Origin of the sequence: Paenibacillus amylolyticus (genome assembly GCF_001570725.1) — a bacterium.
GTDB lineage: Bacteria > Bacillota > Bacilli > Paenibacillales > Paenibacillaceae > Paenibacillus > Paenibacillus amylolyticus_A.
This window is the reverse complement of the sequence record NZ_BCNV01000001.1, coordinates 3,252,150-3,264,481: the sequence shown is the minus strand read 5'-3', so window position 1 is coordinate 3,264,481 and position 12,332 is coordinate 3,252,150. Positions and strand designations below refer to the sequence as shown.

Annotated in this window: 8 protein-coding genes and 1 pseudogene; 7 read left to right on the top strand and 2 right to left on the bottom strand. The window is 48.3% G+C overall.

The window, feature by feature from the left end:
- The first annotated feature begins 523 nt into the window (after nucleotides 1-523).
- The 5 genes and pseudogenes from PAHA3_RS14450 to glsA all read left to right on the top strand — a co-directional run bounded on the left by PAHA3_RS14450 (nucleotide 524) and on the right by glsA (nucleotide 6,180).
- Nucleotides 524-2,175: pseudogene (locus tag PAHA3_RS14450) on the top strand (LytS/YhcK type 5TM receptor domain-containing protein).
- A gap of 10 nt (nucleotides 2,176-2,185) precedes the next feature.
- Nucleotides 2,186-2,986, top strand: coding sequence for a LytR/AlgR family response regulator transcription factor (locus tag PAHA3_RS14445; RefSeq protein ID WP_062835346.1), 801 nt, complete (start codon nucleotides 2,186-2,188; stop codon nucleotides 2,984-2,986).
- Nucleotides 2,987-3,166: 180 nt separating this feature from the next.
- Nucleotides 3,167-4,402 carry an L-lactate MFS transporter gene (locus PAHA3_RS14440; RefSeq protein ID WP_062836113.1) on the top strand — a complete coding sequence of 412 codons (1,236 nt, stop codon included), beginning with the start codon at nucleotides 3,167-3,169 and terminating at the stop codon, nucleotides 4,400-4,402.
- A gap of 220 nt (nucleotides 4,403-4,622) precedes the next feature.
- On the top strand, nucleotides 4,623-5,105 hold the full coding sequence (locus PAHA3_RS14435) for a GNAT family N-acetyltransferase (protein ID WP_062835345.1): 483 nt from the start codon (nucleotides 4,623-4,625) through the stop codon (nucleotides 5,103-5,105).
- Between the two features lie 133 nt (nucleotides 5,106-5,238).
- Nucleotides 5,239-6,180, top strand: coding sequence for a glutaminase A (gene glsA / locus PAHA3_RS14430; protein ID WP_062835344.1), 942 nt, complete (start codon nucleotides 5,239-5,241; stop codon nucleotides 6,178-6,180).
- Between the two features lie 229 nt (nucleotides 6,181-6,409).
- On the opposite strand, the gene PAHA3_RS14420 is transcribed toward glsA, so the two are convergent.
- Both PAHA3_RS14420 and PAHA3_RS14415 read right to left on the bottom strand, forming a co-directional pair.
- On the bottom strand, nucleotides 6,410-6,751 hold the full coding sequence (locus PAHA3_RS14420) for a YolD-like family protein (RefSeq protein WP_062835342.1): 342 nt from the start codon (nucleotides 6,749-6,751) through the stop codon (nucleotides 6,410-6,412).
- A complete protein-coding gene (locus PAHA3_RS14415) occupies nucleotides 6,748-7,992 on the bottom strand; it encodes a DNA polymerase IV (RefSeq protein ID WP_062835341.1) in 1,245 nt (414 codons plus the stop codon). The genes PAHA3_RS14420 and PAHA3_RS14415 overlap by 4 nt, the downstream gene beginning before the upstream one ends.
- A gap of 857 nt (nucleotides 7,993-8,849) precedes the next feature.
- Here PAHA3_RS14415 and PAHA3_RS14410 point away from each other — a divergent pair.
- Both PAHA3_RS14410 and PAHA3_RS14405 read left to right on the top strand, forming a co-directional pair.
- Entirely contained in the window at nucleotides 8,850-11,075 is a 2,226-nt protein-coding gene (locus PAHA3_RS14410; RefSeq protein ID WP_062835340.1) for a hypothetical protein, read from the top strand.
- Between the two features lie 26 nt (nucleotides 11,076-11,101).
- Nucleotides 11,102-12,310, top strand: a complete 1,209-nt coding sequence (locus PAHA3_RS14405) for a HEAT repeat domain-containing protein (protein ID WP_062835339.1) — start codon at nucleotides 11,102-11,104, stop codon at nucleotides 12,308-12,310.
- Nucleotides 12,311-12,332 lie beyond the last annotated feature (22 nt).

Sequence of the window (12,332 nt, the reverse complement as noted above, 5' to 3'; positions counted from 1 at the left end):
GTCAGGATTGAAATAAATAAAATAATTTGCAGGACAAGCCTTGTGGACCGATCAGGATCCTTGGATCGTCTGGAGACAGTGTATAGGGTAAGCCATATTAGACTAAAAAGTAAGAGTGAGCCTAGGAGTAGAATGGCAAGCATGCACGAACACCTTTCTTTATTAATTTTCACTGAATAATTGGAATAACATGACAACTGATTATAACATAGGTTTTTCTGGAATCGGACATTTTTATAGAAGTTAAGGGATGAAACTATTGTGTGCTTGGTGCAGTCTTGTTGATGCATTTTCACAGGATGGACTTTGCTTTCCTTTGGGGGGAGCGGTAAACTGTTGCATACGAGCATACGAGCATACGAGCATACGAGCATACGAGCATACGAGCATACGAGCATACGAGCATACGAGCATACGAGCAGTAGCGATCAATGTCCTGGATATAACGCCAAAAAGACGTGGCTGTGTCGGTATGCATTTATATCAGACAGATGTGGAGGAAGTACGATTGGAGATGTTTACGATGCTGCTGGGTTTATTTGAACGGGCGGCGCTGTTAATTATATTTTTATTCTTTCTGTCGAGGGTGCCGAGGTTTAGGCAGATTCTGCAAAAGGGGAAATTAAGGTGGCAGGAGTATATTGCGGTTACCTTGTTATTCTGTGCTTTTGCCATCTTCGGGACGTATACGGGCATTAATGTCGAAGGTTCACTGGTGAATGTGCGGATCATCGCCGTGTTATCGGGTGGTATTTTGTTCGGAGCGCCTGTGGGCATTATTACGGGGATTGTCTCCGGTGTGCATCGGTATTTAATCGATATGGATGGAGTCACAGCCATACCGTGCCTAATCACGAGTATCCTGGCAGGTCTGGTCTCTGGATATATACATAAGTATACGCCCAAGCCGAAGCGATGGATCATCGGTATTGGTGCCGGAATGATCTGTGAAGCGCTCACGATGTTACTGATCCTGCTATTTTCCTATCCCGATCCACTGGGTGCTGATATTGTTTCACAGATTGCGCTGCCTATGATTCTGGGTGAAGTCAACATTGGGCTGATTGTGCTCTTGGTGCAGAGTGTCGAAGGGGAAAAGGAAATGATTGCGGCTCGTCAGGCGAAGCTGGCACTGGAGATTGCAAACAAAACCTTGCCGTATTTTCGTTCGATTGATGAGGATTCTCTGCGCAAAATCTGCCGAATTATTCAGGAGGATATTCAGGCCGATGCGGTTGCCATTACGGATACCCGGAATGTGCTGGCTTATGTAGGGTTTGGTGAGGAACGATATCATATCGGTAATGAAATCATAAGTGAGATGACAAAGAAGACGATATCCAGCGGGGAGATTACGATCAGTAATGATGTCATTGATGAAAAAACACCGGATATCCACTCGCTCTTATCATTCCACTCAAAGAACGAGGAGACATTACAGGTGCGCTCAAAATCTATTATCGCAAAGCGTACAAAATTACGTATCCATTACAAACGATGGCTGTAGGTCTGTCGCAGATCATCTCAACCCAGATGGAGGTATCGAGGGTAGAAGAGATCAAGGCTGCTGCCAACAAAGCGGAACTGCGTGCGTTACAGACGACCATTCATCCTCATTTTCTATTTAATGCGCTGAATGCGATTGCTTCGTCCATCCGAACCAAACCGGATCGTGCACGGGAGCTGATTGTGAATTTATCCGGGTACATGCGCTACAATCTGGAGCTGTCGGATGAGTTAATCGATATTCATAAGGAGCTGGAGCAGGTCCGTAATTATGTAGAGATTGAGAAAGCTCGCTTCGGCAGTCGACTTAACGTGATCTATGACATTGATGAGGTGGCCGTACATATTCCGAGTCTTGTCATCCAGCCACTCGTCGAAAATGCCATTATTCATGGCATTCTCAAGGTGAAAGGACCCGGGACTGTTCGAATTCGGGTACAGGATTATCCGGAGTTTGTACGAATCAGTGTCAGTGATACAGGAGCAGGCATCAGTGCAGATATTATTGAGCGCGTCTACCACGACCGTATGCCTGGTAACCAGATTGGGCTATACAACGTGCATCGCCGGGTCAAACTTATCTACGGACAAGGTGTAACCATTACAAGACTGGAACAAGGAACCGATATTTTATTTGATGTGCCCAAAGGAGATGTCGTAACAAGGTGATGATGGATCAATGAGAGCTCTTATTGTGGAAGACGAGATTCTGGCAAGCGAAGAATTGAATTACTTAATCCAGGAACATAGTCAGATTGACGTGGTGGATCGCCTTGAAGACGGGCTGGATGTGCTGAAATTTTTGCAGGAACAAGAAGTTGATGTCATTTTTCTCGATATCAATATTCCTTCGCTGGACGGTATGATGCTGGCTCATCATATCGGGAAGTTTGCAACGAAACCCTATATTGTTTTTACTACGGCGTACAAGGAACATGCAGCAGAAGCCTTTGAATTAGAGGCGTTCGATTATATTCTGAAGCCTTATGACGAGAAGAGAATCGCTGCGATGCTCCATAAGCTGGAGCTGGCATTCAAGCGCGATCATGCGCCAGTGGAGCAACGTGTTGAGGATGGACTAGCCCCTCTGGCGGACGGACCTTCTGTGCAGGGGGAACTGTTACGAGAACGAGATACGAATTCACATACGGACAGAAGAATTAATTTGCTACGGAATGACAATATTATTGTTACGGATACGGCAGATATCTACTATGCGGAAGCGCAGGAGAAAGTGACGAAGGTATATACCAAAAATGGGGAGTTCACCATGCCAGTAAGCATTACGGATTTTCACAGCCGCCTACCTCAGGACACGTTCTTTCGCTGCCACCGTTCGTATGTCGTAAATCTGTCTCAAATCCGTGAAATTGTACCTTGGTTCAACAATACGTATCTGCTCCGTCTGCGCGATTTGGAAGCTGAAGTACCTGTGAGTCGTGGTAAGGTCAAAGAATTCAGGCAACTCATGCGCATCTAGAAGCATTTCATTCCGCATCTGATGCAACTCATGCTCAAAACGGTGTAATGAATCCCCTTTCATGTATGATTAGCTTGTGAACGCATTCATGTATATGACATCGGCAAAGGGGAGATCACGATGAAAGCAGCAATTTCATCAGCTTCATCAACACCTGAATCAACATTTGCACCTACAAAAATGAACCGCTGGCTTATTGTTTTGGGGACCATCATTGTGCAAATGGGTCTTGGAACCATCTATACTTGGAGTTTATTTAATCAACCGCTGTCTGATCGTTTCGGATGGGACGTCAGCTCGGTCGCGATAACTTTTTCAATTACCAGTTTTGCTTTGGCATTTGCGACATTGTTTGCAGGACGGTTGCAGGAACGTTGGGGTCTTCAGCGCCTGATCCGTGTAGCCGGGGTTGTGCTTGGGCTGGGTCTTATTCTGAGTTCCCAAGTCACTTCGTTAACGTTGCTGTACATTTTGGCTGGATTTGTTGTTGGTTTTGCAGATGGTACGGCTTATATTACGTCGTTGTCTAATCTGATCAAGTGGTTCCCGGAGCGTAAAGGTCTGATCTCGGGGATCTCAGTCGGCGCCTTCGGTACCGGTAGTCTATTGTTCAAATATGTGAACTCGGCATTGATTGGTGCTGTTGGTCCTGCTCAGGCATTTATGTACTGGGGCATTATCGTTCTGGTTCTGGTGGTTGCGGGATCATTCCTGATCCGTGAAGCTGTTGTTCGTGAACAGGCTCCGGCAAGCAAGGAAGGAACCAAACAAGTTGTTGCACGTCATGACTATACGGTAAAAGAGATGCTGCGTACGAAAGAAGCTTATATGCTGTTTGTTATTTTCTTCACGGCGTGTATGAGCGGCTTGTATCTGATCGGTATTGTCAAAGATATCGGTGTACAGCTCGCTGGACTTGATGTAGCTACCGCTGCAAACGCAGTGGCCATGGTTGCGATCTTTAACACGGCAGGACGGATTATTCTCGGTGCGCTGTCGGATAAAGTAGGACGAATGAAAGTCATCGCTGGTGCGCTGCTGGTTACAGCCGTAGCTGTCATGACACTTAGTCTGGTTCCACTGACCTTCGGGATCTTCTTCGCCTGTGTGGCGGCCGTTGCATTTTGCTTCGGTGGGAACATTACGGTATTCCCGGCGATTGTGGCCGATTACTTCGGATTGAAAAATCAGAGCAAAAACTATGGCGTGATCTATCAGGGATTTGGATTTGGTGCTTTGGCAGGATCATTCATCAGCGCTCTGCTAGGCGGATTCCATCTAACCTTTATCGTAATTGCTGTACTCTGCGCTGTCTCACTGTTGCTCGCACTGATCATCACCCCTCCAGGTCAAGGTCGTCGTGCACGTCAACGTGAAAAACAGATGAACCTTAACCCTTCATCACGGGCAAGCTAACAACATGCACTGGAAGTCAAAGTAAACAGAGCGGTCTCCAGATGAGGCCGCTTTTTGGTATCTACTGTTGCCAGATTGCCGGCTGGCCTGTTGGCCTATCGGACTATCCGGCTGTCAGCGACCGTGGTGCCTTGTGTGCATTCCATCATTCGCTTCTGTTATACTCTAGGTGAATCTAGAAAGACTAAGACCAAGTTATGTACCCCAGAGGAGGCATATCATGAAGTTCATTAAATACACACAACCTGATTTTGATGATTATTATGCATTGGTTTCCAATATGGAAGTAATGAAACAAATTACAGAACGTGCAATTCCAGAGCAAGAGGCAAGAACACAATTCGAATCCATGCTGGATTTTAATGAGCGTTCCACTTGTGGACATTACCGGGTATTTAGTGAAGATGGTGCCGGTGTAGCGTATGCCAAATTGATTCCGGATCAGGAGGACCCGACCAGGGCTGAGATAGGTTACATGATCCTGCCTGAACATTGGGGCCAAGGCCAAGGCACATCCATAGCGTCACGGTTGATTATCCAGGCACAAGCTGCAGGGATTGGATCGCTCTATGCAGTTATCGATCCGTCTAATGCTGCTTCCCGCCAGATCTTAACCAGACAGAACTTTGTATCCACCTGGACAGGCGATTACGAGGGTCTTCCTGGTGAGATCCTGGAGTTAAATCTTCAAATGAAGCGGTAAAAGAACTGTTCTAAGGGTAATCAGATATATAGGGCATCTTGCATGAGACGGATGGAGCTCATTATCATCATGGGAGTTCACCCATCTACATTTCATGCAAGATGCACATATAGAGATGTGGAGGAGATGACATATGAGCAATTCAACCATGGAACGTCTGAATGCATTACTGCCGGAGTGGCTGGAAACCAGTCGTCTGCACACCGGGCAGGGTAAGGTGGCTTCTTATATCCCGGAGCTTGTCAAAGCCTCTCAGGATGAGCTTGGTATACATATTATGGACGCCCAAGGGAACCATGTGTCGGCAGGGGATTGCGGTGTTCCGTTTACGATGCAAAGTATCTCCAAAGTATTTACCCTTATTCTGGCCCTGATGGATCATGGAGAAGAAGCGGTCTTCTTTAATGTAGGAAAAGAACCCACAGGCGACGATTACGATTCGATGATCAAGCTTGAATTGGTCGAACCCGGAATTCCGTTTAATCCCTTGATTAATGCGGGTGCGATTACAGTGTCCTCCCTGATCGGAGGTGACTGCAAGGAAGAGAAATCACGCCGCATTCTGGAGTTTTTCCGCAAGCTGGCGAATAATGATCAGCTGGGCTATAACGAAGAGGTATTCGAGTCCGAATCAGAGAGCGGTCACCTGAACCGTTCACTTGGTTATTTTCTGAAGCATAACGGTGTAATCAAGGATGACGTGGAGGATGTACTCGTCGTGTATTTCCGGCATTGCTCCATTGAAGTTACCTGTGCTGATCTGGCGCGAATGTCACTCGTTCTGGCTTATGATGGAACAGATCCGATTACGGGCAACGAGCTCATTCCTCGTCGTTATGTACAGATTGCCAAAACCTTCATGACGACATGTGGTATGTACAATGCGTCAGGCGAATTTGCCATCGAGGTCGGTTTGCCCGCCAAGAGTGGTGTATCCGGAGGCATCTTGACCCTCGTACCGGGACAATTCGGCATTGGTCTTGTTGGCCCGGCTCTGAATCGCAAAGGCAACAGTATTGCCGGCGTGCATCTGCTCGAGCGTCTGTCCAAGGAATTTGACTGGAGCTTTTTCTAAAAAGTTTTCCTTTTAAAAAGAATCCCTACCCTCATATGTAGCCGATGAATCACGTATCCGATATTTTGCTTCTTTTGAACGAAGTGAATGGTCGGGATATGTTTCGTCGGCTGCTTTTGGTATTCATCAGGATGTGTAGGAAGGCAGTCCTGCATGGTAACGACCATGCTGCATCTATCATGGAACATCCACAACATCGAGGTGGGTATATACACCTTCAGTTATTAATTCAGTCATTGGCTAGGGCCACATCTGTAATGAGGTTCATCTGAATATCCCGGGACCCATCTTCCATCAGTAGTCTAAGGGTACGGGCAGGACGGTCCAGCCGAAGCACTTGACCAGTGTAACGGATATCGTCATGTTCGTGAAACAACGTAATAGTGACCCTATCCCCAAGCATCATCGAGTTGCTGAGCAGACGGGACATTTCTTCCGCGGCCTGGGCATCCAGAGATGGGCGGGTGCGAGGAGCGAGTTGTTCCTGATGAAGAATGTAGGCTTCCCGGTGTTCGGGGAGCATCATGCGTGAGGATTCGAAGATCCCGTTTTGCTGCAATTTTTTACTCATTTATAATGACCTCCAATTTTATGAGAACGTTCCTGGGCCTGGGCTGACGAGCAGAGAGAGGATGCCCGCATAATGGCGGTATCTCCGTACCTGCGCTTGATATCATCCGTGGCACGCTCCAGTTCTCTTTTGCGTTCACGGTCATCGAACCAGGACAGCTGCACTTCGGAATCAGGCACAAGTCCGGTCAGTGACACGCTGATGCGGCGGATGGGTAATCCGTCCCAATGGCGCAGGAACAGAGCTGCCGCCGCATCGTATACTTCATCCGTAATATTGGTGGGTTCATTCACCTTCATCTGGCGGGAGAAACCGGTTGGCCGATCATAATCCTGTCCGCGACATCCAACAGACACCACATGACCCATGAGCGATTTGTCCCGGGAACGTCGGCTGACGAGTTCCGCCAGTTCGAGCAGTACCACTTTGATATCTTCCCAGGAGTCATAGTCCCGGGGCAGCGTCATCTGATGTCCGATACCCTGCTGCTGATGGGCATATGTCCCGGGTTTGACGGGGGAATCATCGATACCGCGGGCGATACGCCACAGTACCTCTCCATTCACACCCCAACGTTCTCTCAGCCGGGACAGAGGGGTCTGAGCCAGATCACCAATCGTATGGACGCCCATCTTGTAGAGATGCTGCGCCATACGGGAACCAACCATGAACATGTCTCGCACAGGCTTCTCCCAGATGGTGGACGGCAGATCTTTGCGAGGCAACGTGCAGATGCCACCAGGGACTTTTTTGGCATACAGGTCACAAGCCATCTTACTGACGACCTTGGTATCACTGATACCGATTCGAATGTACACACCCGTCTCATCCATCACTCTGGATTGAATGCTGCGCGCAATCGTCTCGGGACTGCCGAACAGATCCAGGCTTCCGGTGACATCGAGAAACTGTTCGTCAATACTATAGGGTTCCACCAGATCGGTGTAAGACTGAAGGATGCGCGTAATATGAAGGGACACCCGAATGTATTCGGCCATCCGGGGGCGAACGACAACAACATCCGGGCATTTTGCGAGTGCTTCGCCCAGTCGTTCTGCTGTCGTGATTCCATAGGACTTGGCGAGTGGACAGGCCGCAAGAATAATACCCGAACGGCGCGCCGGATCTCCCGCGACAACGAGGGGGCGGTCCTTGTATTCGGGATGTGCAGACTTCTCCACACTGGCATAGAATGACTGGCAGTCGGCCAGCATGATGACACGTCTGTCTTGGCGGGGCATAAGACTTCTCTCCTTATCCGTGATGCTAAGCTCATCTGTTAAGCATCAATTATCTTTATTTGAACATCGATAATTAACAGTTTATTTACAGTATGGAACAAGTGTTCCTGTTTTATAAGCATATCCGACAATTCGAAATGCAGCAACCGGAATTATTTTGCAAATTGGACACAATTATTGGTTAGCTATATTAGAGGCAGAAATTAGGAAATAAGATGTGCTTTTTTACATTTAATGTGAGAGATCTGTGACCTCTGGGTGATGACCGGGCGTTCATTTAGCTTTTTGTAAAAGGTTTATAAATGGGCACAGTCCTATAGAGGGGGACTGATGTCCTTTTTTGATTTTCTGCATTTTTCAGAAAACCTTGATGTGACGCGGAATATCGCTGATGCGTTATCGGACTATAGTATCAATTTTGTAATCTTTATGGTTAATACTGTAAAATAGGCCGCAACTTTAAAATATGACTCGCGTTTAATGGGGTATGTGTTCAAACGGCAAACGTTGCCTGTACCCGCGTTGCACATAACAATAAAGGTTCCAGAATTGCAAGATTAGCAGGGTATCCAAACTATGCGATTCCAGCAAATATTAGTGTTCGGAAATCAGACATATCCGAGAGGTGTCCCGGTGCTAGTTGATGGCTCTTTTTACGAATTATGGGCAGAATGTTCCATTTCATGTTTGCTTCCATCAGCCTAGTTACAAATGCAGAGTCTTAGCGCTATAGTGAGAACTACACCGCTGACATCTCTACCAAGCGGACATCCGAAGCGGAAAGGTTCGTAAACTTCATGTTGGACCATTCGATGTTGAAGCAGGATGCATATTAGAGAGGTGAGCAATCTAAAGACATGAGCAGACAAAGACGAAGACGCTGGCTATTAACGGTGTTGACAGGAGCAGTGGTGGTAACCGGTGGAATATTTGCCGGATGGCACTATATGCAACCCAAGCTCGTTACGTACACAGCGGAGAACGGCACGGAGATGAAATTCAAGACCGATGGAGACCGGTTCATGGAATACGGGCCAGATGGAACGTGGAGGGAGATGTTCGTCAAAGGTGTCAACCTGGGCGCAACTTCACCGGGGCATTACCCGGGAGAATTCCCGCTGACCAAAGAGGATTACTTGCGGTGGTTCCAGCAGATCGAGGATCTGGGAGCCAATGTAATTCGGGTATATACGGTTCACGAACCGATTTTTTACTCCGCATTGGTCGAATATAACCGCGGCCGGGAGCAACCGTTATATTTTATACAGGGCATATGGTCACCTGAAGAAGAGCTGATTGAGAAGCAGGATGCCTATGCGGCGCATATTGAGCAGACGTTCAAGCAGGAGATTGAAAAGGCCGTATCTGCTGTCTATGGCGATGCGGACATTCCTGCCAAGCAGGGAGAGTCCAGCGGCAAATACAAGACGAATGCAGGAAAATACCTGATGGCCTGGCATGTGGGTACGGAGTGGGACCCGGCGATGGTAGACAATACGAACGCGAAACATGCGGACGTACCGCAGTACAAGGGAGTTCATTTCTCGGCGAGTCCAGAAGCATCACCGTTCGAGAACTGGCTCGCAGAGCTACTGGATCATACGGCGGTCCTGGAGAAGAAGTATGGGTGGGAGCATCCGATGACCTTCACCAACTGGGTAACCACCGATGTGCTGGATCATCCCGGCGAGCCGCTGTATGAAGAGGATCTCGTGAGTGTGGATGCCCGTCATATTCAGCCGGAGGCGTGGGATGGTGGATATTTTGCAGCCTACCATGTGTACCCGTATTACCCGGATCTGTTCCATATTGATAAAACGCTCCAAACGATCAAGGATGAGAACGGTGAGTACAACACGTACAAAAGTTATCTGCGCAAGCTGAAAGCCGAGTTTTCCGATATGCCTGTAATGATTACAGAGTATGGCGTACCCTCTTCTCTTGGCATTTCCCATCTGGGTATGGGAGGCCGGAATCAGGGTGGACATAACGAAGTAGAGCAGGGAGATATTGATGCGTCATTGACGCAGGATATCTATGATGAAGGATACTCGGGAGCGATTGTATTCATGTGGCAGGATGAGTGGTTCAAAAAAACATGGAACACGATGCCACTGGAAATCCCGGCTGATCGCCGAGCATATTGGCTGAACGTGCTGACAAACGAGAAGATGTTTGGTCTGCTTGCCATGGACCCGGGTAAACAGGAACAGTTAACCATCGATGGAACACTGGATGACTGGGATGATCTGAAGGATGAAGAAGTCACCATCTGGCAGGGCCAAGTGGACGGCATTCAGGAAATGAAGATGACCCATGATGAAGCCTATCTGTATATTGGGCTGACCTTGGATCAACCTTTTGACCCGGATAAGACAGTGCTGCGAATTGGCACAGATACACTTGCTGGAGGCAGTCAGCCTGATAAGTTACTCCCGGGGCGGACGCTCAGTGATGGTCTTGAGACGGTGATTACATTGGGGCAGGATGAAGAATCTCAGGTGGAGATCGCCAAAGATTATGACTTTAACCAGCGTCTGTACGGCAAGGAAGGATACGATATGCTGCCAGATCAGCAGTTGGATTCCACAGATCCTTTCCACCCATGGAATCTGGCAGTCAGCTTGAGGATGACACCGCCGGATACCCGATCTGCTCATCCATTCATGAATGAAAAGGTCGGAACATTGAAACGGGGAACAACGGCTCCCGGTCAGTCCGATACGGATTCATTAACGGCATGGCAGTATAACGGCAATCAGGTAGAGATGCGAATTCCCTGGATGTTGCTCGGGTTCGGTGATCCGAGTTCGCTGCAAGCGATCGACTATGGACCGCTCCAGAATGGACGTGAGTTCTCCACAGTTGCTGTGGAAGGCGTTACCCTGATTCCATGGTTAACGGATCGCGCCACGAAGAAAGTATCTTGGCCTGGGGGGGAACAGACGACCCTGGACCTGAAGACTTTGCCAGTATATAGCTGGCAGCCTTGGGAGCAGGTGCAGTATAGTGAACGGCTGAAGCTAAGCTACGAAAAAATGAAGAAGAGCTACGAAAAAATTCCTAGTTTTCAGATCGAATAAATGAGTATAAAGGAGGACCTTTTCACATGTTTCCAAGTTTGGCTTTGGCCTATCTGTTTTTGTACATCTGTATCGCACTTGTTGTTGTAGGCGTCATCGTATTGTTTGCCATGAAAATGTCCCACAACGGCAAACGACGCAAGACGGCGTTTTATGAATTGAAGCAGCGTGACTACTTTACCTATCTGCAAACGGCCTTGACCGAGAATAGTCCGCTCAGACTGCCACCAGGCAAGCTAGCTCCGCTGGAACGCAGAGTCATTCAGGATAGGCTGATTGAATGGATCGACCAGTTCAAGGGTGAATATCGTGACAAATTAATTACACTGTGCCGTGAAGCAGGATTCGTAGAGCATGATCTGAAGGAACTGGGCCGTCTGCGTTACGGTCGCCAGATTGATGCGGCTTATCGCTTGGGTGGCATGCGTTGTCCCGAAGCTGTTCCGGGCTTGATGGAATTGTTAAAGGATGAGAAGCCAGGTCCGATGGCGATTATGATTGGTCGTTCTATCTCCAGATGTACGACCAGGCAAGGTGAACTGAAAGACATGCTGGCATTGCTGTTAACCAAAGGCAAGTCCATTCACCATCTGGCAGCAGATATTCTGCTCGAAACGAGTCTGGATACGAGCAGAATTCTAATCGAATTGCTGGAAGACCGGAACCCTGATTTTGTCAAAGTCGGACTGGTTGCCATGTGGGGACAGGCTGTACCTGAAGTAATGCCTGCACTGGACAGACTCGTAGGCGCAGAACATCAGGATGTACGTGCCGAAGCAGTGAAGCTGTATCTTAGCGCAAGTCCGGCGCTCCGGGATGAGACAATTCTGAAGCTGATTCAGGATACCGACCCGGAAGTTCGTGCCGAAGTTGTACAAGCGCTCGGTTCGAAACATGCTTCTGGCAGCATTCCATTGCTGCGCAAAGCGCTGCGGGATGAGGACTGGAGAGTTCGCTATAACAGTGCGGAGAGTCTGAGCAAGCTCGGCGAACCGGGATTCGAAGCGCTGTGTCAGGCCGCGGTGCAAGGTACAGGTGCTGAACGCGAGATTGCGATGCAGCAGATCGAGAGTACCATGCAGCATACGAGAACCGATGACAGAGCTGTAGAGCAGATGATTGCACATAACAAAAAAAGACTGCTCTACGATCGCTATTTTGGCCCTGTACGTGAGAACAGAACCAGCAAGAAACGCACAGGTGTCGCTACGGTAGGAGGGGATTACACTGCTTAGGGATCTATTATTAATCTACGGC

Excerpts from the sequence above, each read along its gene's own strand:
- PAHA3_RS14445 (WP_062835346.1), top strand. The coding sequence starts at position 2,186 with ATGAGAGCTCTTATTGTGGAAGACGAGATTCTGGCAAGCGAAGAATTG.
- PAHA3_RS14440 (WP_062836113.1), top strand. The coding sequence starts at position 3,167 with ATGAACCGCTGGCTTATTGTTTTGGGGACCATCATTGTGCAAATGGGT.
- PAHA3_RS14435 (WP_062835345.1), top strand. The coding sequence starts at position 4,623 with ATGAAGTTCATTAAATACACACAACCTGATTTTGATGATTATTATGCA.
- glsA (WP_062835344.1), top strand. The coding sequence starts at position 5,239 with ATGAGCAATTCAACCATGGAACGTCTGAATGCATTACTGCCGGAGTGG.
- PAHA3_RS14420 (WP_062835342.1), bottom strand. The coding sequence starts at position 6,751 with ATGAGTAAAAAATTGCAGCAAAACGGGATCTTCGAATCCTCACGCATG.
- PAHA3_RS14415 (WP_062835341.1), bottom strand. The coding sequence starts at position 7,992 with ATGCCCCGCCAAGACAGACGTGTCATCATGCTGGCCGACTGCCAGTCA.
- PAHA3_RS14410 (WP_062835340.1), top strand. The coding sequence starts at position 8,850 with ATGAGCAGACAAAGACGAAGACGCTGGCTATTAACGGTGTTGACAGGA.
- PAHA3_RS14405 (WP_062835339.1), top strand. The coding sequence starts at position 11,102 with ATGTTTCCAAGTTTGGCTTTGGCCTATCTGTTTTTGTACATCTGTATC.